Annotated in this window: 21 protein-coding genes; 15 read left to right on the top strand and 6 right to left on the bottom strand. The window is 61.1% G+C overall.

Annotated elements, in window-relative coordinates; translation table 11 throughout:
• The first annotated feature begins 379 nt into the window (after positions 1-379).
• The 3 genes from BPHYT_RS29950 (at position 380) to BPHYT_RS29940 (ending at position 5,631) form a co-directional block, all read left to right on the top strand.
• Positions 380-805, top strand: coding sequence for a DUF3830 family protein (locus BPHYT_RS29950; RefSeq protein ID WP_012427880.1), 426 nt, complete (start codon positions 380-382; stop codon positions 803-805).
• A gap of 281 nt (positions 806-1,086) precedes the next feature.
• A complete protein-coding gene (locus BPHYT_RS29945; protein WP_012427879.1) occupies positions 1,087-2,307 on the top strand; it encodes a sensor histidine kinase in 1,221 nt (406 codons plus the stop codon).
• 579 nt (positions 2,308-2,886) lie between these two features.
• Positions 2,887-5,631, top strand: coding sequence for a YadA-like family protein (locus BPHYT_RS29940; protein ID WP_238535685.1), 2,745 nt, complete (start codon positions 2,887-2,889; stop codon positions 5,629-5,631).
• Between the two features lie 110 nt (positions 5,632-5,741).
• Here BPHYT_RS29940 and BPHYT_RS29935 read toward each other — a convergent pair whose 3' ends face one another.
• The 3 genes from BPHYT_RS29935 to shiA all read right to left on the bottom strand — a co-directional run bounded on the left by BPHYT_RS29935 (position 5,742) and on the right by shiA (position 8,956).
• Positions 5,742-5,867, bottom strand: a complete 126-nt coding sequence (locus BPHYT_RS29935) for an MFS transporter small subunit (RefSeq protein ID WP_012427877.1) — start codon at positions 5,865-5,867, stop codon at positions 5,742-5,744.
• A gap of 10 nt (positions 5,868-5,877) precedes the next feature.
• Positions 5,878-7,281 (bottom strand): L-lactate MFS transporter, encoded by a 1,404-nt coding sequence (locus tag BPHYT_RS29930; RefSeq protein WP_012427876.1) that lies wholly within the window; start codon positions 7,279-7,281, stop codon positions 5,878-5,880.
• Between the two features lie 355 nt (positions 7,282-7,636).
• Positions 7,637-8,956: a shikimate transporter gene (shiA, locus tag BPHYT_RS29925; RefSeq protein WP_012427875.1), complete on the bottom strand. Its 1,320-nt coding sequence runs from the start codon at positions 8,954-8,956 to the stop codon at positions 7,637-7,639.
• 362 nt (positions 8,957-9,318) lie between these two features.
• Here shiA and BPHYT_RS29920 point away from each other — a divergent pair, with 362 nt between their 5' ends.
• From BPHYT_RS29920 to BPHYT_RS29900, 5 genes are all read left to right on the top strand, one after another.
• Positions 9,319-9,537 carry a hypothetical protein gene (locus BPHYT_RS29920; protein WP_012427874.1) on the top strand — a complete coding sequence of 73 codons (219 nt, stop codon included), beginning with the start codon at positions 9,319-9,321 and terminating at the stop codon, positions 9,535-9,537.
• Positions 9,515-10,234, top strand: coding sequence for a GntR family transcriptional regulator (locus BPHYT_RS29915; RefSeq protein ID WP_012427873.1), 720 nt, complete (start codon positions 9,515-9,517; stop codon positions 10,232-10,234). Before BPHYT_RS29920 ends, BPHYT_RS29915 begins: the two co-directional genes overlap by 23 nt.
• Before the next feature lie 387 nt (positions 10,235-10,621).
• On the top strand, positions 10,622-11,869 hold the full coding sequence (gene frc / locus BPHYT_RS29910) for a formyl-CoA transferase (protein ID WP_012427872.1): 1,248 nt from the start codon (positions 10,622-10,624) through the stop codon (positions 11,867-11,869).
• Between the two features lie 28 nt (positions 11,870-11,897).
• Entirely contained in the window at positions 11,898-12,716 is an 819-nt protein-coding gene (locus tag BPHYT_RS29905; protein WP_012427871.1) for a fumarylacetoacetate hydrolase family protein, read from the top strand.
• 62 nt (positions 12,717-12,778) lie between these two features.
• Complete coding sequence (locus BPHYT_RS29900) at positions 12,779-13,690, top strand: NAD(P)(+) transhydrogenase (Re/Si-specific) subunit beta (protein ID WP_012427870.1); 912 nt, start codon at positions 12,779-12,781, stop codon at positions 13,688-13,690.
• Positions 13,691-13,752: 62 nt separating this feature from the next.
• Here BPHYT_RS29900 and BPHYT_RS29895 read toward each other — a convergent pair whose 3' ends face one another.
• On the bottom strand, positions 13,753-14,058 hold the full coding sequence (locus tag BPHYT_RS29895) for a hypothetical protein (protein ID WP_012427869.1): 306 nt from the start codon (positions 14,056-14,058) through the stop codon (positions 13,753-13,755).
• 96 nt (positions 14,059-14,154) lie between these two features.
• A complete protein-coding gene (locus BPHYT_RS29890; RefSeq protein ID WP_012427868.1) occupies positions 14,155-15,102 on the bottom strand; it encodes a LysR family transcriptional regulator in 948 nt (315 codons plus the stop codon).
• 409 nt (positions 15,103-15,511) lie between these two features.
• On the opposite strand from BPHYT_RS29890, the gene oxlT reads away from it, so the two are divergent.
• The 3 genes from oxlT to BPHYT_RS29875 all read left to right on the top strand — a co-directional run bounded on the left by oxlT (position 15,512) and on the right by BPHYT_RS29875 (position 19,370).
• Entirely contained in the window at positions 15,512-16,855 is a 1,344-nt protein-coding gene (gene oxlT / locus BPHYT_RS29885; protein WP_012427867.1) for an oxalate/formate MFS antiporter, read from the top strand.
• Between the two features lie 29 nt (positions 16,856-16,884).
• Positions 16,885-17,856: a LysR family transcriptional regulator gene (locus tag BPHYT_RS29880; protein WP_012427866.1), complete on the top strand. Its 972-nt coding sequence runs from the start codon at positions 16,885-16,887 to the stop codon at positions 17,854-17,856.
• 62 nt (positions 17,857-17,918) lie between these two features.
• Positions 17,919-19,370: an aldehyde dehydrogenase family protein gene (locus BPHYT_RS29875; RefSeq protein ID WP_012427865.1), complete on the top strand. Its 1,452-nt coding sequence runs from the start codon at positions 17,919-17,921 to the stop codon at positions 19,368-19,370.
• Positions 19,371-19,475: 105 nt separating this feature from the next.
• Here BPHYT_RS29875 and BPHYT_RS29870 read toward each other — a convergent pair whose 3' ends face one another.
• The gene (locus BPHYT_RS29870; protein WP_012427864.1) at positions 19,476-20,453 is read right to left on the bottom strand and encodes a 2-dehydropantoate 2-reductase; all 978 of its coding nucleotides are present in this window, start codon (positions 20,451-20,453) and stop codon (positions 19,476-19,478) included.
• A 444-nt stretch (positions 20,454-20,897) separates the two neighbouring features.
• Between BPHYT_RS29870 and BPHYT_RS29865 the strand changes: the two genes are divergently transcribed.
• The 4 genes from BPHYT_RS29865 to BPHYT_RS29850 all read left to right on the top strand — a co-directional run bounded on the left by BPHYT_RS29865 (position 20,898) and on the right by BPHYT_RS29850 (position 26,316).
• Positions 20,898-22,313, top strand: a complete 1,416-nt coding sequence (locus tag BPHYT_RS29865; RefSeq protein ID WP_012427863.1) for an undecaprenyl-phosphate glucose phosphotransferase — start codon at positions 20,898-20,900, stop codon at positions 22,311-22,313.
• Between the two features lie 152 nt (positions 22,314-22,465).
• Positions 22,466-23,668 carry a polysaccharide biosynthesis/export family protein gene (locus BPHYT_RS29860; protein WP_456152354.1) on the top strand — a complete coding sequence of 401 codons (1,203 nt, stop codon included), beginning with the start codon at positions 22,466-22,468 and terminating at the stop codon, positions 23,666-23,668.
• Positions 23,665-24,102, top strand: coding sequence for a low molecular weight protein-tyrosine-phosphatase (locus BPHYT_RS29855; protein ID WP_012427861.1), 438 nt, complete (start codon positions 23,665-23,667; stop codon positions 24,100-24,102). The genes BPHYT_RS29860 and BPHYT_RS29855 overlap by 4 nt, the downstream gene beginning before the upstream one ends.
• A 3-nt stretch (positions 24,103-24,105) precedes the next feature.
• Positions 24,106-26,316, top strand: a complete 2,211-nt coding sequence (locus tag BPHYT_RS29850) for a polysaccharide biosynthesis tyrosine autokinase (protein ID WP_012427860.1) — start codon at positions 24,106-24,108, stop codon at positions 26,314-26,316.
• The last annotated feature ends 92 nt before the right edge of the window (positions 26,317-26,408 follow it).

The raw sequence follows: 26,408 nt of genomic DNA, 5'->3' as shown, positions 1-26,408 counted from the left end.
CGTTTGCGCCGCCGGGCAGTCCTGCCGCCTTGCCTCCGACCGCATGCAGGGCTGGCTCGCGGCAATGTACAGTCCGATGAGCCGCTTTGGGGGAATCACGCACATCGCGCAGTGTGCTGCGCATTGCGCGGCTTGCAAACTACGAAGTTTCGTGGCGGCCAGGCGGTTGGACCTGGCATGGACGTGCCGATGTGGCTTGCCGGGCGTTGTTCGCTCAAACCGTCGGCACTGGTCCAACTGGCCTGACCAGCCGAACCGGAACTGTATCTGTCGAAGCCTTGCATCGGACGACAGAATCATGTGCCTGCGGCCTAGCTTCCGCCCTTCGTCAAAACCTCCGACCGACCATTCCATTCACCCTCACACTGGAAACCTGGCGATGACCCGACTCCGAATCACCTCCTGCGGCCATGTCTTTACCGCCGAAACCCATCCGGACGCGCCGCAAACCGTGGCCGCTTTCCTCAAGCTCCTGCCGTACCGGCAAAAGCTCATTCATGTGCGCTGGAGCGGCGAAGGCTGCTGGGTGCCGCTCGGCGACTTTAAGCTCGAGAACGACGGCGCGGCGGTCGGCTTCGAGAATCACACGAGCCATCCGTCGGTCGGCGACATTCTGTTTTATCCCGGCGGCTACAGCGAAACCGAGATCATTCTCGCGTACGGTTCGTGCTGCTTCGCGAGCAAGATGGGGCAACTCGCGGGCAACCACTTCCTGACGATCGTCGAAGGCAAGGAGAAGCTGCGTGAGCTCGGCACCAAGGTGTTGTGGGAAGGCGCGCAGGACGTGCTGTTCGAGAAGGTCTGAAGCGGCGGCGCAGTGTCGCGCAAGGGGATGCTCGCGGGCGATGTTCACGCGGAGTTGTTTCTGCGGGACGCGCCGGTTCGGACAGGTCCTAACCCTGGTTAATTTTTGTTCCGTAAATCGCGCATACTGGAGGCGCCCGGGCGGCTTGCGCAGCGCTCACCCTTTGCCTCCTGAGCGCGGTTTGCCGTCCATGCGGTCGCGTTGAGTGCGTCCCGAAGGAAGTCTCCTTGGGGCGGCGCGGAACACCTATTTTCGCCGCCACGCGGCGCCAGGTCTCCCACATGACAGATTCGCACGTACTGCCGCTCTCCGCTTTCGCCAAACAGTTGCGCCTGCAACAGGTCGAACTGACCGAGCGCTGGATGAAGGCCGTTTTTCACGACGCAGAATTGACCGAGTCCGACCGGCTCACTTACGAGCAACTGGCCGATCATGTCCCGAATATCCTCGACGAAATCTGCAGCGTGCTGGAGAGCCAGGATATGGACCAGGTCGAGAGCGCGATCGAACACGACGCGCGTCTGCACGGCAAATTGCGCTGGAAGCAAGGCTACCGGATCGACGAACTGGTGCGCGAGCTCGATCTGTTCCGGCAGATGCTGACCGGCGCGATCGTCGAATTCAGCGAGGCGCGGCCGTTTTTCACGCGGCGTCATGAGGAGCGGGCGCGGCATTTCATCGACGAAGCCGTGAGCTTTGTCACGCTGACCTCGATCCGCGAGGTCGTCAACGAGCGCGACCGCAAGATCGACGACTACACCGGGCGCCTCGAGCGCGCCAACCACGAACTGACGCTCAAGCAACAGTTGGTCGGCGATCTGTACGAGTCGCGCATGCAGATCACGCGCAGCGTCGTGCACGATTTGCGCAACTTTCTCAATGTGTTTTCAATGGCGCTGCAGCTGATCAGCCGCGCGCCGGCCAAAGTCGAGACGGCGCTCGCGCTGGCGAACCGTCAGGCGGCCGATATGAAAACGCTGGTCGACGAACTGGTCGAATACTCGGTGGTGCTCGGCGACGACAGTCCGCTCGTGCTGGAAAGCTTCGCGCTGCGCGAGCTGTTCGACGAACTGGTGATTTCGTGCGAAAGCGCGATCGAAGCGAAAGGGCTGCGGCTGCTGACCGCCTTCGACGGCGCGCTGGATGTGGTTGTCTCCAACCGTCTCAAACTCAAACAGGTCGCGCTCAACCTGTTGACCAACGCGGCCAAATACACCAAGGCGGGCCAGGTCGAATTGAGCATGACGGCGACGGAAAACGATCGCTGGCGCCTGCGTGTGTCGGACACGGGCGTGGGCATCGGCGCGTCGGACCGGGAGCGCGTATTCAAGGAGTTCGAGCGCGCCACGGATGAGGACATTCCAGGCGCGGGCTTGGGCCTCGCGATCGTCAAGGAATTGTGCCGGGTGCTGCAGGGCGAGATTCGTTTCGACTCGCAGGAGGGCGAGGGGACGATCTTCGAGATCAGTTTTCCGATGCGCCTCGAGGCCGAGGGCGGCTGATCGATCTGCTTGAACGCGGCACGGTCCGCTGTATCAGTTCACGTCTCTTCACGTGTAGTTTTCCTGTATGACTTCCGTTTGACTGCCGAGGGTAGACTCATTTTCGTCGACGTTCGTCCTGTCTGAGAACTTCGACAGGAATTAGCACTGTCGCGTGCGCTGATTTCGGAAAGGTCCAAATCGCTGCTTAGAAATGCCTAAAAATAACGAGCGCGATATAAGACGTTTGGCATTTTAAGTCTTAAACGGGTTATGCCTTTTTTCCAATATAAGCTAAAAAATCGCTTTACACGGTATATTTGTGTGCGGCGACTTTGTGTCGTAACGAGGTAATAACGCTGTCTTAGTTTTCTGTTGGATCGCGTTAAATAGTTAGGATGACATAGTAAAAATCCTGGTGCGTGGATCTTCTATAAAAGATTGGGAGGAATGTTGAGCAAGTCTTATAAGATCGAATGGCGTAGCACGACGCGTACATGCGCGGCGGCGTCCGAGATGGCGAAAAACCGTGGTGGGCGAGGGGTGGCGGGATATGGCGCGCTGGTAGCCGCCGGTACCAGTCTGTTTGGGACGTTGGTGATGGCTTTGCCTGCGAGGGCGGCCGGCGAGTCGCCCAACCCGATCATGAATGCGCCTGTCGAATGGGATGCCGCCGATCTGGCGACTGTCAGTCAAACGCCCGACTCCAACCTGAGCCGTCCAAAAACGCTAACGCTTGCAACTGTTGCGTTGACCGATCCCGTACCCGTCACCCAGTTCATTGCCGTCAGTCAGTTCACCACACCCGCTTTGACGACCTCCGCGTCGGGAGGTGAAAACGCGATGGCGGTCGGCGTCGGTGCGACGGCCATCGACACTAACGCGCTCGCAATCGGCACGAGTTCCGGCGCTGCGCGGGTCAATACGACCGCCGTCGGCGCAGGAGCCGCTGCGTTGGCATCCAATGCGACGGTGGTGGGCGCCGGCGCGACCAGCAACTATTTTGCAGAGAACGGTGTTGCAATCGGCTATAACGCAGCCGTACAGAACGTCAATGCGCTGGCTATCGGGACGAACGTCCAGACGAACGCGGCGAACTCGATCGCGGCGGGTAGCGGCGCCTTTATCGCGGAGGCCGCCACGAAGGCAATCGCGTTTGGTTCCGGCGCGACGGCCACTGCGGCGGGCTCGGTCGCGTTGGGTGCGGACTCCTCCGCGGACCGTGCGAATACCGTCTCGGTCGGTAGCGCCACGCTGCAACGGCAGATCGCCAATGTCGCGGCCGGCACCCAGGGCAGCGATGCCGTCACAGTCTCGCAGTTGAAGGGCATGGCGGGCGTGCTGGGAGGCGGCACCGACGTTGCCGCTGACGGAACGATCGCGAAGCCCGTCTATAAGGTCGGTGGGAGGATATACAACGATGTCGGCTCCGCGCTAGCGGCCGTCGTCACCACCAGTACTCAGGCCAGCGCCGATTCCGTTCAGTACGATTCGACCTCACACGACAGCGTCACGTTAGGCAGCGCTGCCGCGCCGGTTCGGCTCACCAATGTGCGCGCCGCGAACCTCGCTGCCGGCAGTTCGGACGCCGTCAACGGCGCGCAGCTGTTCGCCACCAATCAGGCCGTCGCGCAGAACACCGGCAGCATTACGAACCTGGATCAGCGCGTCACTGACAACACGACGAACATCAGCAATCTCGACCAGCGCGTCACTGACAACACGACGAACATCAGCAATCTCGACCAGCGCGTCACTGACAACACGACGAACATCAGCAATCTCGATCAGCGCGTCACCGACAACACGACGAACATCAGCAACCTCGACCAGCGCGTCACCGACAACACGACAAGCATCAGCAATCTCGATCAGCGCACCACGACGATCGAAGGCGACGTGAGCAACATCACGAACCAGATCACCAACGGCGAGATCGGGCTTGTTCAGCAGGATCAGACCTCGCGCAATCTCACCGTGGCGAAAGACACGGACGGCGCCCGCGTCGATTTCACCGGCACCGGCGGCGCCCGCGAGTTGACGGGCATTGCGGCGGGCACCACGGACGCATCAGCGGTCAATCTCGGCCAGTTCAAACCGATGGTGGCCGCGCTGGGCGGCGGCGCGCAGATCAACGCCGATGGTTCGCTGACCGGCCCAAGCTATCACGTGCAGGGCGGCACGCAAACCACCGTCGGCGACGCGCTCGGCTCGCTCGACAATGGCCTCAGTACCTTGCAGCAGAGCATGGAGACTGGCGGTATCGGCATGGTCACGCAGGACCCCGTGTCGCGCGTCATCAATGTCGGTGCGGTGACGGACGGCAAGCTGGTCAATATGGCCGGCACCGCGGGCCATCGCGTCATCACAGGCGTGGCGGCCGGCGCGGTCAGTCCTGCCAGCAGCGACGCGGTCAACGGCTCGCAACTGTATGCGCAGGCGGCCAGCACGGCGGTGGCACTCGGCGGCGGGGCAACCGTCAACGCGGACGGTTCGGTCTCGGCACCGTCGTATAGCGTGGGCGGCACGGTCGTGAACAATGTCGGCAGCGCGATCACCAACCTGGATGGCCGTGTGACGCAGAACAGCAGCGATATTTCCGGTCTGCAGACCACCGTTGGCAATCTTGGCGGCGCGGTCGCGAATGCGGTCCAGTACGACAGCTCGGCGCATGACAGGATCACGCTCGGCGGCGTGGCGGCCAATGCCCCGAAAGTCCAACTGACCAATCTGCAGGACGGCACACTATCGGCCACCAGTACCGATGCAGTGACGGGAGCGCAACTCTGGAACACCAACCAGACTGTCAGCACGCTCAGTCAGCAGATCAACGTGGTGCGGAACAACCAGACCACCGGCAGTCCCTACGTTGCCGTCAACAGTTCCGGTACAGCGGCGCAGGCAATCGGCAACGGTTCTGTGGCGATCGGCGGCGGCTCGAAAGCATCGGCGCCGAATTCGGTGGCGATCGGCGAAGGCTCGGTGGCCGATGTGACGAACACGGTTTCGGTAGGCTCGTCCGGCAGCGAGCGCCGCATCACCAACGTCGCCGCCGGGCAGGGCCCAACCGACGCCGTCAACATGCAGCAGTTCCAGGGGGGCTTGAGCGACATGGCGCGCAACGCCTATTCCGGAACGGCGTCGGCGCTGGCGCTGACGTCGATCCCCGAAGTCGATGCCACGAAGAACCTCGCCATCGGCGTCGGAACGGCCGGTTACAAGGGGTATCAGGCGGTGGCGGTGGGGCTGTCGGCGCGCGTCACGCAGAGTCTGAAGGTGAAGCTCGGCGCGGGCATCAGTTCCGCCACGACCGCGGTCACGGCCGGTGCGGCGTATCAGTGGTAACGGGGCGGCGGGAAATCGGCGCGCTTGAAATGCGCCGCTAGACAGTCAGCGAGCGACACCCGCTGCAGCGGCACCCCGCACGTCGGAACGCACGGGGTGCCGAACGACATTTACTTGAAGAGCTTCATCGCCTGCGAGAGCGTATTGACCACGCCCCATGCGAGCGGCAGCGTCACATACAGCCAGAAGACGGCGAGTTTGACCTTGCTGGTCTGCACTGCTTGAACGGTCGACATGCGAGTCTCCTTAAGCGCCTTTGGCGAGTTGTGCGTCGGACATGTGGTGCTTGTCGTCCACACGCTTGATCAGCAGGTTGCAGATGAAGCCGACTACCAGCAGCACGGCCATGATGTGAACGGTCATCGTGTAGGCGTCCGCCTTGGCGACGCCCTGCGCGACTTCATAGGCGCGAATGTAGTTCACCAGCACCGGACCGGCGACGCCCGCCGCGGCCCACGCCGTCAGCAGACGCCCGTGAATACCGCCGACGAACGCCGTGCCGAACATGTCGGCGAGATAGGCCGGCACGGTGGAGAAGCCGCCGCCGTACATCGTCAGGATCACGCAGTAAGCAAGCACGAAGAGGGCGATATGACCCGACGCCGCGAAACCCGGCACGAGGTAATACAGCACCGCGCCGAGCGCGAAGAAGATGAAGTAGGTGTTCTTACGGCCGATCCAGTCCGACGCCGACGCCCAAACGAAACGGCCGCCCATGTTGAAGAGCGACAACAGGCCGACGAAGCCGGCCGCAGCGGCTGCCGTCACCGTGTCCTTGAAGCTCTCCTGAATCATCACCGAGGCCTGGCCGAGAATGCCGATGCCGGCGGTCACGTTCAGAAACAGCACGAGCCAGATCAGATAGAACTGCGGCGTCTTCAGCGCCTGATCGATATGCACGTGATTGCGCGAGATCATCTTGTTCTGGCCGGTGGTGCTCGGCGTCCAGCCGGCCGGCTTCCAGTCCGCGGGCGGCACGCGGATCGCGAGCGCGCCGATCGTCATCGAGATGAAGTAGGCGATGCCGAGCACGACGAACGTTTCGGCCACGCCGATGCTGGTCGCGCTGCGGAAGTGGTTCATCAACGCCACGGACAGCGGCGCGGCGATCATCGCGCCACCGCCGAAGCCCATGATCGCCATGCCGGTCGCCATGCCGCGGCGGTCCGGGAACCAGCGGATCAGCGTGGACACCGGCGACACGTAGCCGAGTCCCAGTCCGATTCCGCCGATCACGCCGTAGCCCAGATAGAGCAGCACGATCTGATGCAGATACACGCCGAGCGCGGAAACCAGGAAGCCGCCGCCGAAGCAGCATGCGGCGGTAAACATCGTGCGGCGCGGGCCGACGCGTTCGAGCCACTTGCCGGCGAAGGCCGCCGACAAACCGAGGAACACGATCGCCAGCGAAAAGATCCAGCCGAGCGAGGTCAGCGACCAGTCATCCGCGCTGGATTGCGTAATGCCGATGACCTTGGTCAGCGGACCGTTGAACACGGAAAAGGCGTACGCCTGGCCAATACAGAGGTGGACGGCAAGGGCCGCGGGCGGAACCATCCAGCGCGAAAAACCTGGTTTCGCAACGGTGGCCTGTTTGGAAAAGAAAGGGGCGGAGCCTGAATTCCCGCTCGGCTCGGTGATACTGCTCATGGTCGGTCTCCGGGGTGACGAATTAGTTGTTATCGGCGCGGCACACCAATGCTTGAGGTCTAACGGCGTAAAAACTGCGATTTTTTAATGCCGCCAATATATGTATTTCGATTGCATATGGCGTGTTCGAATTCGCGACGAAATCAACTTCGTCGAACGATAGGGCGCGATCTTGCCCTTGGCAATATGAGATGCAAATACATAAGGTGTTTGCCTAGTGAAACACGACCGTAATCTGTCGAATCGCGGCTTAGCCGTGCTGTTGTCCGGAATAAACTACCGAACGCCCAAAGCAAAGCGGGCCGGCAGTGGCATCTTTCGCCACGCCGGCCCGCTTGGCCACAATCAGGAAAACTCAGGCGACAGTGCGCCCGGTCTTCATTTTCGCCGCCACGAGCACCGAGATCAGGCAGCCAATCGCCAGATAAGCCGCCACCGGATGCCACGAACCGCCGGCAAAGCTGACCAGCGCAACCGCGATAAACGGCGTGAAGCCGCCGCCGACCACGCTCGCCACCTGATAGCCCACGCCCGCACCGCTGTAGCGATACTCGGTGCCGAACAGTTCGGTGAACATGGGCTGCTGCACGCTCACCACCATGTCGTGCGCAACGTTGGCGAGCATGACGGCGAACACCACGATCCACACCGTCGAGCGTGCTTCGAGCGCAAGGAAGAACGGCACCGCGCTCAGCATGCCGACCAGCGCGCCGGCGATATACACGCGGCGGCGGCCGAAACGATCCGCCAGCAAGGCGAAGCACGGAATCGTCACGCAACTCAGCGCGCCCACCAGCAAACCGATGGTGAGGAAGAACTCGCGCGGCATGTGCAGATTCGCCGTCGAGTAGTTCAGTGCGAAGGCGGTCACGATATACATCGTGAACAACTCGGCAAGACGCAGCGCGATGATCAACAGAAACGCCTTCGGATGCCGCAGCAAGGCTTCGACGATCGGCAGGCGAACGCTGCGTTCACCGTGCTTGCCGACTTTCTCGACAAATTCCTTCGACTCTTCCATGCTCGAGCGGATCCACAGCGCGATCAGCACCAGCACCACGCTGAACAGGAAGGGCAGGCGCCAGCCCCAACTCAGGAACGAGGCGTTGTCCATGGAACGGCTGATCAGCGCGATCAGTCCGGTCGAAAGTACGAGGCCCACGCCGTAGCCGACCTGCACGCCGCTGCTGTAGAACGCTTTCTTTTTCTCGGGCGCACTTTCGACGGCCATCAACGCCGCGCCGCCCCATTCGCCGCCCACCGCGAAGCCCTGGATCGCGCGCAGACTCACGAGCAGCGCCGGCGCCCACCAGCCGATGCTGGCGAACGACGGCAGCAGGCCGATGGCGGCGGTCGACAGACCCATCATCATTACCGTGAGCACCAGCATGCGCTTGCGTCCGAGCCGGTCGCCGTAGTGTCCGAACACGAAGCCGCCGAGCGGGCGGAACAGAAAGCCGACGCCGAAGGTGGCGAACGCGGCGAGCGTCCCCATCGCCGGGCTGACTTTGGGGAAAAACTCGGCATTGAATACGAGCGCTGCGACGATGCCGTACAGCAGGAAGTCGTACCAGTCGACCACGGCGCCGACAAAGCTGCCGAGTGCCGCCTGGCGAGCCTGGCTGCGCGCTTTGCGGCTGTCGGCCGTGGCGGCCGTCGGGATGGTGGTGCTCATGAAATTGTCTCCTTGAAACGCTCGGGCTGCCCGGACCGTGCGGCGGGCACAGGACTGTGGCCGCTCGCGATCGATTGCAGGATGTGCGAAGGTTAATGATGCGGAGTCGATCTCACAATCCACATCCGCGCGAAATTGCGCGATCATCGAACATGAATGCGCGCATAGCGCGCGTTTTGCGCGTTTACACCGAGTGTCGCGCGCGAGCGCGTGTCAATGAACCGCCGGAAAGCGGCCCGTGCTACCGTGAGGCGTAATCCTCAAAACAACAGTGACTGATATACTACATACGGAATATTGATTTTTGCGGCGTTGCAGCATATGATTGAGTCATTCCTTCACTCAATCATCCGGAGCTACAAATGGAAGTTGTTCCTCTCTCGCTGCTCGCCATAGCTTTTGTCGGTTTAGGCTCTGCCGCCACTGTGTTGTTGACCCGCTGGATTCCGCAGCCGGTCGCGCAGCTTGCAGCGCAACATGGCCGCTTCGTCGGTCTGGGCGAGCAACGCGCGGCGGTGGCAAGACCGTATCGTGCGCATGTTCAACAAGAGGCGATGAATGTCGTCAGAACTTCAAACTGAAGCAGTGGCCACACCGTTGACGTTGTCATTGCAGCCGATCGGCGCGAGCGCAAGCTTGCGCGATCAGGCGTATGCCATGCTCCGCCAGGCTATCGCCGACGCGGATATCTACCAGAACCGTGAAGAAATCCGTCTCGACGAGCGGGTGCTGAGCGAGTCGCTCGGCGTTAGCCGCACGCCGGTGCGTGAGGCCATGACGCTGCTCGAACAGGAAGGTTTTCTGCGCATGGTGCCGCGCCGCGGCATCTATATCGTGCGTAAGAGCAAGCGTGAAATCGTCGAGATGATCCAGATGTGGGCCGCGCTCGAAAGCATGGCGGCGCGCCTTGCCACGCTGCACGCCACGGACGAGGAAATCGCCCGTCTGCGCCACATGTTCGACAACTTCCGCGACGCGACGCCGGCTGAACACATCGCCGAGTATTCGGACGCCAACATCGCGTTTCACCAGGCGATCGTCGAGTTGTCCAAGTCGCAGATCATTCTCGACACGATCAAGAACATCTTCATCCACGTGCGCGCGATTCGCCGCATGACCATTTCGCAGAGCGACCGCGCGTCGCGCTCGATCGTGGATCATTTGCGCATTATCGAGGCGCTGGAAAAGCGCGATACCGAGCTGGCCGAGCGTCTTACGCGTCAGCATTCGCTCGATCTGGCCGCGTTCGTCGAGGCCAATTGCGATTTTCTGGATTGACGCGGCTGGCAGCCTAAGCGGCGTTTGATGGTCGGGTAGGACAGGAAGGGCCCGCGGTGGAGACACCGGCGGGCCTTTTTTGTTTGCGTCGAACCCAGACGGCGCGTGGCTTGCCGGGCAGTGCGGGATAAACCTCGCTTGACGGTCTTAAAAATATGGTATGTGATATATCAAAAGACGCGAACCGAAAGTTAGCGCCGGTGTGTCACTCGCATCGAGCGACGGCGCTAACGCTTTTGTCACGAGAACGAGCCGCGGAGCCAATGCGGCGGAGCACGCACCGAATTTGCCAGGAAATTACAAGTAGACGCCCTTTCAACAACTACGTTGCTCGTGACCAGAGTACGGCGCTCAAGCGCAAGCCCTGGTCGACACAGGAGACAGGACATGAGCAAAGCACTCGACGGTGTGCGCATTCTCGACTTCACGCATGTGCAATCCGGGCCCACCTGCACGCAACTGCTTGCATGGTTCGGCGCGGATGTCATCAAGGTGGAGCGGGCGGGCGCGGGAGACATCACGCGCGAACAGTTGCGCGATATTCCCGATGTGGACAGCCTCTACTTCACGATGCTCAACCACAACAAGCGCTCCGTCACGATCGATACGAAGAATCCTGAAGGCAAGCAGGTGCTGGAGGCGCTGATCCAGAAATGCGACGTGCTGGTCGAGAACTTCGCACCGGGCGCGCTGGACCGCATGGGCTTCACTTGGGAACGGATTCAGGAACTGAATCCGCGCATGATCGTTGCGTCCGTCAAGGGTTTTGGTCCTGGGCCGTACGAGGACTGCAAGGTCTACGAGAACGTCGCGCAATGCGCGGGCGGCGCGGCCTCGACGACCGGCTTCGACGACGGTCCGCCGGTCGTGACAGGCGCGCAGATCGGCGACAGCGGCACTGGCCTGCATCTGGCGCTCGGCATCGTCACGGCGCTGTATCAGCGCACGCACAGCGGACGCGGTCAGCGCGTACTCGCCGCGATGCAGGACGGTGTGCTCAACCTGTGCCGCGTGAAATTGCGCGACCAGCAGCGGCTCGAACGCACCGGCGTGATGAAAGAGTATCCGCAATATCCTAACGGAGAGTTCGGCAAGGCGGTGCCGCGTGCGGGCAATGCGTCGGGCGGCGGTCAGCCGGGCTGGATCCTGAAGTGCAAGGGCTGGGAAACGGACCCGAACGCTTATATCTACTTCATCACGCAGGCGCCGGTGTGGGCCAGGATCTGCAACGTGATCGGCAAGGAGGAGTGGGCCACGGATCCCGATTACGCGACGCCCGCCGCGCGCCTGCCGCACCTGAAGGACATCTTCGCCGAGATCGAACGCTGGACCATGACGAAGACCAAGTTCGAGGCCATGCAGATCCTGAACAAGTACGACATTCCGTGCGGACCGATTCTGTCGATGAAGGAAATCGCCGAAGAACCGTCGCTGCGCAAAACCGGCACGATTGTCGAAGTGGATCATCCGACTCGCGGCAAGTATCTGACGGTTGGTAATCCTATCAAACTGTCCGACAGTCCGACCGAAGTCACGCGCTCGCCGTTGCTGGGTGAACATACCGACGAAGTCATGGCCGAGCTGGGCTATTCACCCGAGCAGGTCAGTGCATTGCGCACTGCCGGCGCGATCTAGGCCGATCCACGTAAACAGGGAGCGACGTATGGATACATGGATGCGGTTCATGTCTAGCGATGGCGGCGTTGTGTTCGGCCGTGTGGAAGGTGGCTATCTGCACGAGTATGAAGGTCTGGAGCACCCGGTGCCGACCGGCGCCGTGCTGTCGACGCGCGCGCTGACGCCGGTGGCGCCGTGCGCGCCCGGCAAGATCGTCGCGCTGTGGAACAACTTTCACGCGCTGGCGGCGAAGCTCGACAAACCGGTGCCCGCACATCCGCTTTTTCTGTTGAAGCCCGCGGGTTCGGTGATCGGATCGGGTGAGCCGATCAGGCGGCCGCTCAGCTATACGGGCAAGATCGTCTATGAAGGCGAACTCGGCATTGTGATCGGACGGCGCTGCCGTGATGCGAGCGTTGAAGAGGCGGCCGCAGCGATTTTCGGCTACACGCTCGTCAACGATGTCACCGCTGCCGATCTGCTGAACGAGAATCCGCACTTTCCGCAATGGTGCCGCGCAAAGGGCTTCGATACGTTCTGCTGTGTCGGGCCGGCGATCGTCTCCGGTTTCGACTGGCAGCAAGCGCGTCTTGTCACCATGCTCGATGGTGTGGAGCGGCAGAACTATCCGCTCGCCGATATGGTTTTCTCGCCCGCCGAGCAGGTGAGTCTGATCTCGCAGGATCTCACGCTCGAGCCGGGTGATGTGATTGCGTGCGGCACGTCGGTCGGCGTCGGCTCGATCAAGGATGGCGCGACCGTAACGGTCACGGTGGACGGGATCGGCACGCTGAGCAACACCTTGAGCGCCGCGCGCGCGGGCGCCGCCGCGGGCGCGCAGCCGGTTGCTGAAGGCGCTGTCTGAACGGTTGACCGATCGCGATCCGTTGGGGTCGCGCCCCTGCATTCCGGTACGGAGGAGCACGCATGCCGCTAGCGTATGACAGTACCGTCTGGTGTTCGCTGGCCGTGGTGTTTGCTTCCGTGTTGGCCGTTGCGCTTGCCGCAGTCGGGCAACTGCCGCTCGAACGGCGACCGAAGCGCCGACCTGACTGGCACGCCGGGGCATTGGCCGCCATGCTCGCAGGCCTTTTCGCAGCAGGCATGGGTGCAAGCGACGGCGTGGTCGGCGCCGCGGTGTCGGGTGCCGTGCTCGGCGCGTGGCTGGTGCGCCGGCGCAATCTTGCGCGGCGCCCGCGCCTCGTTGCGCTGTTGGGCAGCAGCATGGGGCTCGCTGTTATGGCGGGCGGCTTCGCGCGTTATCTGTCGTCGGCGGCGCAGGCGAATGTCGAGCGCGTCGAACTCTATGTCGCCGTGTTCATCGGCGCGTTGATCTTTGCCACCTCGGCCGTTGCGTTCTGCAAACTGCGCGGTGCGCTGCAAGTCGGCGTGGTCGCGCGCCCGGGGCATGGCGTCGTCAACCTGTTCGCAGTGTTGCTGTGTGGCTGGCTCGGCTATGGATTCGTGACGGAAACGGCGCAGCCATTCGGAATCGCCGCGCTCCTCGCGATGAGTGCGCTGGCTTGTGCGATGGGCGTGCATCTAATGCTCAGCCGCGAGTATTCCGACGGCCACGAGCATGGTCACACTCCAGGCACACTCGCCTTTGCCGCGCGTTGCCATAGCCTGACGATGGGCAAGCAGGGGCTGTTGGCACGAATCGAATGGCGCGGTGGAGAAGAGCAGGGCTGGATGCTGCGCGACGTCACAACAGACTGTGTGCGTACGGCGGCCTACCCGTATCGTCGAAACGGCGGCAATGGTGTGAGTGCTCAAGTGCGGCAACGTGCGTGCGACCGCCACCGGCCGGATCGCGCTACGACACGGCGCACGCTATGAGTGCTCGCACATTCAGGTGGGCTGGTATGACGTGTCGCGGGACCGTGATCCCGCGAACACCCTTACTCACCTGCCGGCGCGAACTCGCTGAAGTACTGCGCCTTCTTGTGCAGAATCATTTGCGCGAGAAAGTCGGCGTCGTATGCGCTATGCAGATGGGCGTGAAAGCGCTCGATGTAGGCAGTAATTCGAGCCGCCTCGCTGTTGAATTCCTTGAGCACGTCGAGCGTGGTGCGATCCCAGCGGAAGCGCAGGCCGAGGTCGCTGAAGGCGGCGTTGTACGCGCTCAGGTGGGCGTCGTCGGGATGGATTGCGGCAACGCGAGCAGTGTGCGCGCTGGGCTGAAACTCAACCAAAGCGTGATTCATGAGCGGCCTCCTGGGCAGACGAGTGATGGAACTCGCTTGCAGCATAGAAGTCCTGACGAATCCGCAATAGTTAAAGTTTCATTGGCTATCCATAGCCTACTGCTTATACACGCTCAATTCCTTGACGCGCGTGATCTTCTCGATCAGATTCGCGCCTTCCTCCATCAGGAAGCGCTTGAATGCGACGGCTACCGGCGGCAGGCGCTTGTTCTTTCGATGCACCACGTACCAGTTGAGCATGACCGGAAAGCTCTCGACATCGAGCACGACCAGATGGCCGAGTTGCAATTCGAGGCTGATGGTATGCGCGGACAGAAAGGCGATACCCATGCCCGCGATCACGGCCTGCTTGATCGTCTCGGTGCTCTTGATCTCCATGGCGATCTTGAGGTTGGCAAGCCGACCGGCAAAGCCTTCTTCCATCGAATTCCACGTGTCCGAGCCGCGTTCCCGCACGATAAACGCTTCGTTCGCCAACTGGCTGAACTTGATGTTGCGCTTGTTAGCGAGCGGATGCGTGGGCGCCGCGACGATCACATACGGGTGCGGTGCAAACGGCTCGTTGGTCGCGTCGGTCTCGTGGGGCGGACGCACCATCACCGCAAGATCGGTCTGGTTGGTGGCGAGTTGATGCAGCAGTTCCTCGCGATTGTGCACGGCGAGATTGAGCACGACGCCCGAGTAGCGACGCGTGAATTCGGCCAGCAGCCGCGGAAAGAAGTAGTCGCCGGCGCTGATCACCGCGACATTCAGCTTGCCGCCGGAGACGCCTTTGAGCTGACTCATCGCTTCGTCGACTTCGTGGAACTGCTGAATGATCGCGCGGCTGTAGTGAAGCATTTCGGTGCCGGCCGGCGTCAGATAGATTTTTTTGCCGAGTTGTTCGAACAGCGGCAGCCCGGCGTGTTCTTCGAGTTGCCGGACCTGAGTGGAAACGGCCGGCTGCGTGAGGTGCAATTCCTCCGCGGCGCGCGAGAAGCTCAGGTGGCGTGCCACCGTTTCGAAAACCTTCAGTTGCCGCAGAGTCGCATTCCGCATCGTCATGACCGATGTATAAGCAAATGTGAATCAACATAATAACAAACTTTAATTATTAGTAATTCAGCAATGACCCTAGCATGGCTCTGTATAAGAAAGCAGAATTGCCGCCGCAGCGGCTGGCGAAAAACTCGGGGTTAACGCTTGGATTCAAGGCCTGATGGACGAGGCAGCCGGGCCTCAAGGTGTAAAAGGCATTAAATGATCGGAATAAAGCACTTCCCAGAAAGCGATGATTTAAGCCGGTCTATTTTTAAAGCAGAGAATTAAAGACGCAAATATCAAATATTACCGAAGAGCGCGGCTTTTCGGGGCATAACCATAAGGTGGAACGCATACAGCGCGGCGCGTCGCCGAGACGACTTCCTTCGGGACGCTGGCCGGCTGCACCGGACAAATAGTGGAGACAAAGCGAATGGACGATATCAGTCAGCAGACTACGAGCCGCGCATTTTGGGGCAACCGTTGGTGGCAACTCGTCATCGGCATGGTGTGCATGGCTCTCGTGGCCAATCTTCAATATGCGTGGACGTTGTTCGTCACGCCGATGAACGCGCGGCATCACTGGGGCGAAGCGTCCATTCAACTTGCGTTCGCAATTTTCATCCTCACTGAAACGTGGCTCGTGCCGCTCGAAGGCTGGCTCGTCGACAAGTTCGGACCTCGGCCCGTGGTCGCGGGCGGCGCGATTTGCGCGGGCATTGCGTGGGTGATGAATTCGTACATCACGACCCTGCCGATGCTGTACGTCTCCGCGGTTATCGCCGGCATCGGCGCGGGCGGCGTGTACGGCACCTGCGTGGGCAATGCGTTGAAATGGTTTCCCGACAAGCGCGGGCTTGCCGCAGGTCTCACCGCTGCGGGCTTCGGCGCAGGCGCCGCGGTGACGGTGATTCCCATCGCCAACATGATCACGCGTTCGGGTTATGAGCATACGTTCTTCTTCTTCGGCATTCTGCAAGGCGGATGCATTCTCGCGCTCGCGCTGCTGTTGAAGAAGCCGAACCTGCGCTCGCAAGCGGCGCCGAAGAAGAAATTCGCCGTGTCGAAGGTCGATTTCACGCCGGGTCAGATGATCAAGACGCCGGTGTTCTGGGTGATCTATGTATCGTTCGTCGCCGTGGCCGCGGGCGGTTTGATGGCGACCGCGCAGATCGGTCCGATCGCGAAAGACTGGGGTCTCGCACGCATCCCGATGACGATCTTCGGCATGACCTTGCCGCTGTTGACGGCCACGCTTTCCATCGACAACGTCTGCAACGGTTTTACGCGTCCGCTGTGCGGCTTCATCTCCGACAAGCTCGGCCGTGAAAACACGATGTTCGTGATCTTTATCGGCGAGGGCCTGGCGTTGCTCGGTCTGATGCAATACGGCACGAACCCGTACGCGTTCATGACGTTCGCCGCGTTGATCTTCCTGTTCTGGGGTGAAATCTTTTCGATCTTCCCGGCGATCTGTGCCGATACCTTCGGCAGCAAATATGCCGCGGCCAACGCAGGCACCTTGTACACCGCCAAGGGCACAGCCTCGCTGCTGGTGCCGATTGCGTCGGTACTGTCGGCGACGGGCGGATGGAATCTCGTGTTCATCGTCTCAGCGGTCGTGACGATCGCCGCGGGCGTCGCCGCGAAGTTCGTACTCGCGCCGATGCGCTCGCGCTGGATCGAAACGCACAACGAGCCGCAAGGTGTGCTTGCCGTTGCCGGCACCGGCAAGGCTTCGCGCTTGAGCCATTGGCCTGAGCAGACAGGAGAATAGGCGAATGGCCTACACCCGGCAGTGACGTCATGAATGTTTCGTTGCAGCAACTCAAGGTGTTTGTCGCCGTCGCGCGTGAGCGGAGTTTTACGCGCGCGGCGCGCGAGTTCGACTTGACGCAGTCGGCGGTGAGTCGTTGCGTGCGCGAACTCGAAGAAGCCGTGGAATTGAAACTGTTCGACCGCACCACGCGCCAGGTCGAACTGACGCATGCGGGCGCGAGCCTCGAGCGAAGAATCGGCCGGCTGCTCGATGAAATCGAACTCACGCTGCGCGAAGAGCGGGCCGCTTACGACGGCCACACCGGCGTGGTGGTGATCGCCAGCAATCCGGTGTTGTCGTCGAGTTGGGTGGCGCAGGGACTCGCGCGCTGCGCGGCGGCTTTTCCTGAGCTAACCGTCTGCGTCAGGGATCAGCCGCAAAGCGGCGTGCTCGCGAGCGTCGAACAAGGCGAGGTGGACTTTGGCGTGGTCTCGATGGCCGAGCCGCTTGCCGGTGACCTGTTGCACGCGCAACTGGTTTTCACGACGCCCCTCCATGCGGTGATGCCACCTGCGCATCCGCTTGCCCGCCATGCGAGTGTTGCATGGAACGAGCTGCATGAATGGGCGCTCATCACGCTGAACGCCGACACCGGTGTGCGCGCGGCGCTCGAACTCGCCTTCAACGCGAACGGCGTGAAACGACGGCCGGTGCAGGAACTCGGACATGTCGCGGCAGTGTTGCGCATGGTCGAACTCGGGCTCGGCGTCGGCATATTGCCCATCGACGCGCATTGGCCTGCAATAAGCGCGTCACTGGTCAGCCGGCCGCTCGCGCCGGTGATGAATCTGGCGACACTGCTCGTGCATCGCCGCAACCGTTCCCTCCGACCCAACGCCGCAGCAGGGTGGGCACAGTTCTCCGCCACTTCACAGACCGCCGACGTGTCGCCGTCCGCTTCGCAGTTGCAGACGAAGCCGACCGTTGCGCGCGACGGCGTGGTTCTCCACGAGCCCTAGCGTCCTGTACCCCAAAACGGCACGCACTCAGCCCACGCAACATCCAAGCAAGGAGCTTCATGATGGAAACTGAAACCGACCTCAGGCGCCATGATCTGCTGATTGACGGCAAACGCCTGCCGCCCGGCACCGGCGAATATTCCGTCGATATCAACCCCGCCACCGAAGAGCCGATCGCGCTGGTTGCGCAAGGCAGCGCCGCCGACGTGGATACCGCCGTGCGCGCCGCGCGCGCTGCATTGAAAGTATGGAACGGTATTCGGACCGCTGAGCGGGCGCGCATTCTGATGCGCCTCGCTGGCCTGATGCGCGCGAATCTCGAGGAACTCGCCGCGCTCGAAAGTCTCGACGCCGGCAAGCCGATCGCGGCCGTGATGCGCCAGGATATTCCCGCCGCGATCGATACGCTCGAATACTACGCAGGCTGGTGCGACAAGATCAACGGTCAGGTCGTGCCGGTGCGACCCGATGCACTGACTTACACGTTGCGTGAACCGGTCGGCGTGGTCGCCGCGATCGTGCCGTGGAATTTCCCGCTGATGATCGGCATGTGGAAAATCGCGCCGGCGCTCGCGTGCGGCTGCACGCTGATTGTCAAGCCCGCGGAGATTACGCCGCTCACCGCGTTGCGCATCGGCGAACTTGCACTCGAAGCGGGTGTGCCGCCGGGCGTGCTGAATATCGTCACCGGCAAGGGGCGGGTGGTCGGCGATGCGCTGGTTGCGCATCCCGGCGTCGACAAGGTGACGTTCACCGGCTCGCCCTCCGTGGGGCGCGGCATTCTGCAAGGCGCCGCCGGCAATTTCAAGCGCGTTACGCTGGAGCTCGGCGGCAAATCGGCCAACCTGATTTTCCCGGATGCCAATCTCGACAACGCGGTACGCGCCGCGGCGTCGGGCATCTTCTTCAATACGGGCCAAGTGTGTTCGGCGGGTTCGCGCATTCTCGCTCATCGCGATGTGTACGACGAAGTGGTCGAGCGGCTGGCCGCGCGCGCGAAATCGATCAAGGTCGGCGACCCGTCGTCGCGCGAAACGTCGATGGGGCCGCTCATCTCCGCGGCGCAGATGAAGACGGTGCTGGGCTATGTCGAGACAGGTCGCGCCGAAGGGGCGTCGCTCGTAACAGGCGGCGCGCGGGTGGGCGAGCGCGGCTTCTTTGTCGAACCGACCGTGTTTGCCAACGTCGAGCATGAAATGCGCATTTCACAGGAGGAAATCTTCGGACCGGTGGCGAGCGTGATTCGCTTCAACGACGAAGCCGACGCGATACGGATTGCCAACGGCACGCTGTATAGCCTCGCGGCGGGCGTGTGGAGCGCGGACATCGGCCGGGTGCATCGGGTCGCGCGGGATCTGAGGGCGGGGACCGTGTGGATCAACACCTACGGCTACACCGATGTGCGCCTGCCTTGGGGAGGATCCGGCGACTCGGGGTTCGGCCGCGAACACGGTGACGTTGCGATCGAGAACTTCACCGAGCCTAAGGCCGTGTGGCTCGCCATCGATCAGTAGCGTTAAAAAAGGATCGAACGCGTTATGGCGTTCGATCCTTTGATGTTTGTGTTTGCCGATATGCGGGAGAGTGAACGAGTTTCTGATCGTGCGCTCTCCTGAGTTTCAATCTCCCTGCAGTGCCATCCGTTCACGCAGTTTGATGAGCGCCAGCACGACATCGATAGTCGGCGTCGGCTCGGCGACGAGATGGCCCATTTCCTGCACGACCGTCAACAGCGGATCGATTTCCATCGGTCGACGATTCTCGAGATCGACCAGCGTCGAGGTCTTGTGAGCGCCGACCGCGCCCGCGCCATCGATGCGCTTTTCCACGTCGACACGAAAGTGCACGCCGAATTGCTCCGCGATGCGCTTGGCCTCGAGCATCATCGTGCGCGATACCGCGCGCGTGCCGGGGTCGCTGGTGAGCACGTCGAGCGTGGCGTGCGTCAATGCGCTGATGGGGTTGAAGCACAGGTTGCCCCATAGTTTCAGCCAGATTTCGTCGCGGATATTGTCGCGGATCGGCGCTTCGAAACCTGCCGCCTGCATGATTTCGTGCAATTGTTGAATGCGCGGCGTGCGTTCTCCGCTCGGCTCTCCGATCGGGAATTTCTTGCCGTACACATGCTTGATGACGCCGGGCTCGACGATTTCGGCAGCCGGATAGAGCACGCAGCCGATCGCCCGTTCGGGGCCAAGCCTGGTCCATTGATTGCCGTCCGGATCGACGCTCGCGAGACGCGTGCCGGCGAAGCGGCCGCCGTGCTGATAGAAGTACCAATACGGAATGCCGTTGACGCCCGTGACGACGGCCGTGTGCTTGCCGAGCAGCGGCTGCATTGCTTCCACTACGCCGGGCAGCGAATGTGCCTTGAGCGTAATGATCACGAAGTCCTGCACGCCGAGCTCGCGTGGGTCGGACGTGCAGCGCACCGGCGCGCTGAACGTCTCGCCGTCCATGATCAGACGCGCGCCATGCTCGCGCATGGCCGCGAGATGCGGACCGCGCGCGACGAAACTCACATCCGCACCGGCGCGTGCGAGTTGCACACCCATCAAGCCGCCGATCGCTCCCGCTCCGAAGACACAGATCTTCATGATGCCGCTCCTCTGACGATGAATAGTCGCTTGCCCGATGCCGTGTCTTGCGGTGCACGGTTTGCGGGTCATTGTTCGAGCATACGGGGGCGCGGCGATTGCAGATAGTTAAAGTTTGTGGAGAGGTGCATTAGGGATCGGTTATGGATGACCGGCGTCCGAGAAACATGGGAATAGGACTGGACTGAATTGGAGGCCAAAGTGGAAAGAGGGACGAATGCGGCGATCGATTGGGAAATGTCTCAGGCCTGCCCGATCGTCGTAGGCGCAGAATGCGGCCTCTTTAAGAAGTTACGCATGCAGGCGGCATCGCAAAAAAGGATATTGAGAGTGCTGCCATGAAATCAAAGGTTGATGTGAGCTATCCCGTCGTGTTCTTGCGTGTGGCATCTATGTGTGAGTTGCGTGGCGTCGGATCGACGGTTCAGCGCTAGGCCACACCTCATGCACACGGTGATTCGTAAAACCGCTGGCCGGGATTTGGCGGAAATGGAGAGCGTCCTGGCGCGCCTGCTAGACGCGGTGTTGATCGCGTTGTCGGCGGCGCTGGCCGAACTGCTATTCGTGCCCGGCTCGGGGCATTCGCTTCTCGAAGGCGCTTTCGTCGCGCTCGATATGGCGTTCGCGGTTTTGCTGCTGCCGTGGTTCGGCGTATATGACTCGTGGCGTGGCCGCTCGAAATGGCGTTTGAGCGTCAGTCTGGTGTTCGGCTGGATCGCGGTGCAGGTCTGTGGGCTTGCCATGTTGTTTCTGCTTCATCGCGCTGCGTCGGTGTCCCGGCTTTGGTGCGTGAGTTGGACCGTGATTGCGGCAGTGGCGCTCGTTTCGTCGCGGTGGGCGGTGCATGCGGTACTCAGCCGGATGAGACGCGGCGGCGGGAACTTGCGAATGGTTGCCGTGGTAGGCGCCGGCGCGCATCGCGACGCGGTGGTGGCCAACATCATGAGTTCACCGGATGCAGGCTTCCGGGCGGTCGCCACTTTTAACACTCGCCAGGACGGCGAGTCTGAGTTGAATGGCTTGCCGTCGTTTGAGAGGTTCCGCGATTTCGCGGACTGGGTGCGCCGCGAACGGATCGAAGAGGTATGGCTTGCGCTGGCGATGTCCGAAGAAGAGACCGTGCTGACGGTCCTCGACGAATTTAGTCACGACCTGGTTAATTTGCGCTTCATTCCTGATGTGCGCAGTCTCGCGATGTTCGATCGCAACGTGATCGATCTGATCGGCGCGCCGGCCATCAATCTGATGGCCTCGCCGATGACGCCGTACGCGCTGGTTCAGAAAGCGGTCTTCGACCGGTTGTTCGCGAGTGTGGCGCTGTTGGCTTTGTTGCCGGTGATGTTGTCGATTGCAGTGGCCGTCAAAGTGACTTCGAAGGGGCCGGTGTTGTTTACCCAACGGCGCAAGGGTGCGGATGGGCGCGTCTTTCGCATATACAAGTTTCGTTCGATGCGTGAGCACGTGGCGCGGCCAGGTGTAGTTCTGCAGGCGAGGCGTGGAGATCCGCGCGTGACTCGTGTCGGTGCGTTTTTACGTCGCACGAGTCTCGATGAGTTGCCGCAGTTTCTGAATGTGTTGCGTGGGGAAATGTCGGTGGTTGGGCCGCGGCCGCATGCGATCGAACATGATGATCAGTATCGGGGCGTTGTCGATGGGTATATCCATCGATACCGGATCAAGCCAGGTATTACCGGGTGGGCTCAGGTGAATGGTTTTCGTGGCGAGACGGATCGGGTTGAAAAGATGCAGGCTCGGGTCGAGCATGATTTGTACTACTTGCGGAATTGGTCGTTTGGGTTGGACATGCGGATTGTGCTGGCGACGGTGGTGAAGGGGTTGCTGCATCGGAATGCGTATTGAAATGCGGTCTATAACTGACTTCAAGCAAATTGTTTGTAATGCAGTATTCCGCGTGAACAAGCGTGTGTCCGAATGGAACACGGATCAAATTTGCCCAATGTCGGGCAGCGAGAGCGTCGCTTCGGCACGTTTGCTTGAATAGGTTGAACACGATGTTAGCGGTATTTTTAACCAGGCCGGCTTTCAGGCTTGGAGTGTTGATGACGGCGGTGAGTTTGTTGGCGAGTGCGTGCGCTGTGGCGCCGGGGATGCGGATGGAGACGTCTCACGTGCAGAATATGACGGGTGCGTCCAATGCTTCGAGCGTTGCTGGAGAAGCCGGCGAAGGCATGGCCGGCGAACGGGCAAGTGCAACGAATGGCACGCCGGACATCGCGATAACAGAGGTCGACGCGGCGCTGCTTTCGCAGTTGGCACAACGTGGAAAACAGCAGCAGAACGAGCTGTCTCAATTGCTCTCCGGAGTGCCGCGGCCCTACGCGGTCGGGCCCGGTGATGTGCTGCAGATCGTCGTTTGGGATCATCCGGAATTCGCTGCCGCACTCGGCTCTTCGCAGACACAATCGTCCACGAAGCCGGGAGACCCGCTGTCTGGATTCGTGGTTGACCAGAACGGTGGGTTGACGTTTCCGTATGCGGGCACGCTACACGTGGCGGGCCTGCGTATCGAAGAGATTCAGCAACGGCTGAGCAGCGCGCTCGCAACATATTTCGTCAAGCCGCAAGTCACCGTCCGAATGGCATCCTATCGCGCGCATCAGGTCTACGTCGACGGCGAAGTGCGTAGTCCTGGTGCATTGGCGGTCAACGACGTGCCCATGACCCTTTACGAAGCAGTTAGCCGCGCGGGTGGTTTCAGTGAAACGGCCGACCAGAGCGATCTCGTTCTGGTGCGTGGCGATCACTCTTATCGCGTGAATCTGACGCAAATGCTCGCTCAGGGATTAAGCCCGTCGCGGCTCTATCTGAACCCCGGTGATCTGCTGCGTGTGGGCTCGCGTGATGAAAACGATGCATATGTGATGGGCGAAGTGAACAAACCGGTTTCGGCTATTCCGCGCCGAACGGGCCGCATGACATTGGCCGACGCACTTTCGCAGGCCGGCAGCGTGAATGCCTCGACTGCCGACGCCGCTCAGATGTTCGTGATCCGCGGTTCACTTCCCGGGACGCCGCAGGTGTTTCACCTCGATGGTCATTCACCGGTCGCGATGCTGCTTGCGAAGGATTTCGAATTGCAGCCGAAGGACGTGGTGTACGTGGATGGTAGCGGTCTGGTTCGCTTTAATCGCGTGCTGAGTTTGTTGATGCCGTTGATTAACACTGGTCTGACGGCGGGAGTCATTGCGAAATGACTAGCGTTTTGATGGTGTGTGAGGGGAACGTGTGTCGGAGTCCGATTGCGCGGGCCATTCTTGAACGGGCGCTGCCTGCTGTGTCAGTGAGTTCCGCGGGTACGCGGGCGCTCGTTGGCAGGCACGCGGATCCACTCGCAATTCAGGTTGCATGCCAGCACGGCATGGACATCAGTGCTCATGTAGCCGAGGCGCTTGGCAACGAACACGTGCGCGCGGCGGATGTCGTGCTGGCCATGACGAATACCCAGCGCACGTTGATTCTCGATCGGTTTCCTTCCGCAAGGGGAAAGGTTTTTCGTCTGGGCGAACACGAACAGCTCGATATTGTGGATCCATATCAGCGGCATCGTGTCATTTTTGACCTAGCCTTCACGCAAATCGAGCACGGCGTTTTGAAATGGTGCGATGACATTGTCAGGCTGATGCACTGAATCATGAAATTACTTGATCGGGAACGCTCGGCCGACGCGCTGGGCGAAAAGGAAATCACGCTGTCCGAGGTCATCGCATTGTTGAGCGAGAATCGGCTTTTGATCGCGTTGACCACTGCGGCAATGCTATTTCTCGGCATTGCCTATGCATTTTTCGGCACGCCTTTGTACAAAGCCGATGTAACGATTCAGGTCGACAGCAACTCAGGCAGCGACACGCTCAACGACAAGCTCGGCGAGCTCGCGTCGTTGTTCCAAAGCAAGGCATCGACCGACGCGGAGATTGAACTGATCCGTTCGCGAATGGTAGTCGAAGAAACTGTCCGGAGTTTGCAGCTCGACGTCAACGCGACGCCACACCGATTTCCGCTGATTGGCGCGCTGATCGCACGGCAGGCACTCCCTGGCAGTCCAGCGAGCGCCTTCCTGGGGTTAAGCAGTTTCGCCTGGGGCGGGGAGACTTTAGGCGTGGCTCAATTCGACGTTCCCGCTGCGCTCTACGATCAGCCTTTCAAATTGATGGTCGGAGCCGGGCAGGCGTTCGAACTGCGCGATGCGGACGGCCATACGGTGCTGCGCGGCCACGTGGGCATTGCGGAGCAGGGCGTCACACGGTTCGGGTCTGTTCAGTTGAGAGTGGATCATATGATTGCGCGCGTCGGCACGTCGTTCAATCTGAAGAGGTCCTCGACGCAGCTGACGACAGCGGATCTGCAAAGCGCGCTCAATATCAACGAGAAGGCCAAACAGTCGGGCATAGTCGCAGTCTCGCTCGAAGGCGAGGATGCTGCGAGGACCGCAGCTACCGTGAACCGTGTGGCGAGCATTTACGTTCAGCGAAATGTAGACCGCAAGTCCGCGCAAGCGCAGCAAATGCTGCAGTTTCTCGCTGACCAACTTCCCCAACTACGCGCAGACCTCGACGACGCTGAAGCCAGATATAACGCGTTCCGCACGCAGAACGGCACTGTCGATCTGGAAACAGAAGGCAAGCTCCTGTTGCAATCGATTGTCGACAGCAAAACTAAACTGATCGAGTTGCAGCAGCAACGCTCCGCGCTCGCGCAGCGATACACGGTGGAACACCCGTCTATCCAGGCGATTGATGCCCAGATCGACGAATTGCAGGAACAACAACGCTCCTTCGGCGCGAAAGTGGCGGCGTTGCCGAACATACAGCAACAGGCGCTGCGTCTCATGCGCGACGTGCGGGTCGACACCGACCTGTACACCAAGCTGTTGGATAGCACGCAGCAGTTGCGTGTGCTTAAAGCGGGCCAACTGGGCAACGTCCACACGATCGACTACGCGGAGGTGGCCGAAAAAGCGGTCAAACCGAAGAAAGCACTGGTGATCGCGCTTTCAGGCCTGATCGGTGTGGTGCTTGGATGCGCTATCGCATTTGTGCGCAGTACTTTGAATCGTGGACTCGAGACGCCATCGGAAATCGAAGGAGCGGTCGGCGTGCCGGTGTACGCGATCGTGTCTCGAAGCGCGCGGCAGCGGACCTTGCAGCAGTCGGCTCGTGGCGGCGGGTCTGGGTTGAACGTGCTCGCGGTGGCTCAACCTGATGACGTGGCAGTGGAAGGCATCCGCAGTTTGAGAACGGCGTTGCAGTTCGGCTTGCTCAAATCGCACAACAACATCGTGATGCTGACGGGGCCACGGCCGGACGTCGGCAAGTCGTTTCTCTCGGTGAATCTGGCCACGGTGCTGTCGGCTGGCGGTAAACGTGTGTTGCTAGTCGACTCGGACATGCGCCGAGGCGACGTGCACAGATACTTTTCGCTCCCGAGTAAACCGGGCTTGTCCGACGTGATCGGCGGAGTCGAGCCGTCAAGCGCGGTGCACTACCAGGTCTTGCCCCACCTCGACGTACTGATGAGTGGCAGCGTTGCCTCAAGTCCGGCCGAAATCCTGATGAGCGATTCCTTCGGGAGCTTGCTCGCACAGTTCAGCAAGGAGTACGACGTGGTCATCGTTGATTCGCCGCCGGTGTTGGCCGTGACCGACCCGGTACTGATCGGCAAGCACGCGGGCCTGACGTTGCTCGTGATTCGTCACGGGCGGCACTCTGCCGCCGAACTCCAGGAAAGCGTGCGTCAACTGAGTAGCGCCGGCCATGCCGTCGACGGCGTTCTGCTGAACGCTGTTCCACAGCGGGCCAGTGCATACGGCGCGTTCTCCGAATACGGGGCTGAAAAATCCGCATGACGGATTGCAGCATTTAGTGACGGCGCCACGCGACGGCCATTCCTGCGCTCGCATTGCGAGCGTGCTAATTAAAAAGAACGTTTCGGTCCGGC

The sequence above is a fragment of the Paraburkholderia phytofirmans PsJN genome (assembly GCF_000020125.1).
GTDB lineage: Bacteria > Pseudomonadota > Gammaproteobacteria > Burkholderiales > Burkholderiaceae > Paraburkholderia > Paraburkholderia phytofirmans.
Note: the sequence above shows the minus strand (reverse complement) of the source record. Positions and strands in the feature narration are given on the sequence as shown.

Coding starts and splice junctions, on each gene's coding strand:
- BPHYT_RS29950 (WP_012427880.1), top strand. CDS start 380: ATGACCCGACTCCGAATCACCTCCTGCGGCCATGTCTTTACCGCCGAA.
- BPHYT_RS29945 (WP_012427879.1), top strand. CDS start 1,087: ATGACAGATTCGCACGTACTGCCGCTCTCCGCTTTCGCCAAACAGTTG.
- BPHYT_RS29940 (WP_238535685.1), top strand. CDS start 2,887: ATGGCTTTGCCTGCGAGGGCGGCCGGCGAGTCGCCCAACCCGATCATG.
- BPHYT_RS29935 (WP_012427877.1), bottom strand. CDS start 5,867: ATGTCGACCGTTCAAGCAGTGCAGACCAGCAAGGTCAAACTCGCCGTC.
- BPHYT_RS29930 (WP_012427876.1), bottom strand. CDS start 7,281: ATGAGCAGTATCACCGAGCCGAGCGGGAATTCAGGCTCCGCCCCTTTC.
- shiA (WP_012427875.1), bottom strand. CDS start 8,956: ATGAGCACCACCATCCCGACGGCCGCCACGGCCGACAGCCGCAAAGCG.
- BPHYT_RS29920 (WP_012427874.1), top strand. CDS start 9,319: ATGGAAGTTGTTCCTCTCTCGCTGCTCGCCATAGCTTTTGTCGGTTTA.
- BPHYT_RS29915 (WP_012427873.1), top strand. CDS start 9,515: ATGTCGTCAGAACTTCAAACTGAAGCAGTGGCCACACCGTTGACGTTG.
- frc (WP_012427872.1), top strand. CDS start 10,622: ATGAGCAAAGCACTCGACGGTGTGCGCATTCTCGACTTCACGCATGTG.
- BPHYT_RS29905 (WP_012427871.1), top strand. CDS start 11,898: ATGGATACATGGATGCGGTTCATGTCTAGCGATGGCGGCGTTGTGTTC.
- BPHYT_RS29900 (WP_012427870.1), top strand. CDS start 12,779: ATGCCGCTAGCGTATGACAGTACCGTCTGGTGTTCGCTGGCCGTGGTG.
- BPHYT_RS29895 (WP_012427869.1), bottom strand. CDS start 14,058: ATGAATCACGCTTTGGTTGAGTTTCAGCCCAGCGCGCACACTGCTCGC.
- BPHYT_RS29890 (WP_012427868.1), bottom strand. CDS start 15,102: ATGACGATGCGGAATGCGACTCTGCGGCAACTGAAGGTTTTCGAAACG.
- oxlT (WP_012427867.1), top strand. CDS start 15,512: ATGGACGATATCAGTCAGCAGACTACGAGCCGCGCATTTTGGGGCAAC.
- BPHYT_RS29880 (WP_012427866.1), top strand. CDS start 16,885: ATGAATGTTTCGTTGCAGCAACTCAAGGTGTTTGTCGCCGTCGCGCGT.
- BPHYT_RS29875 (WP_012427865.1), top strand. CDS start 17,919: ATGGAAACTGAAACCGACCTCAGGCGCCATGATCTGCTGATTGACGGC.
- BPHYT_RS29870 (WP_012427864.1), bottom strand. CDS start 20,453: ATGAAGATCTGTGTCTTCGGAGCGGGAGCGATCGGCGGCTTGATGGGT.
- BPHYT_RS29865 (WP_012427863.1), top strand. CDS start 20,898: ATGCACACGGTGATTCGTAAAACCGCTGGCCGGGATTTGGCGGAAATG.
- BPHYT_RS29860 (WP_456152354.1), top strand. CDS start 22,466: ATGTTAGCGGTATTTTTAACCAGGCCGGCTTTCAGGCTTGGAGTGTTG.
- BPHYT_RS29855 (WP_012427861.1), top strand. CDS start 23,665: ATGACTAGCGTTTTGATGGTGTGTGAGGGGAACGTGTGTCGGAGTCCG.
- BPHYT_RS29850 (WP_012427860.1), top strand. CDS start 24,106: ATGAAATTACTTGATCGGGAACGCTCGGCCGACGCGCTGGGCGAAAAG.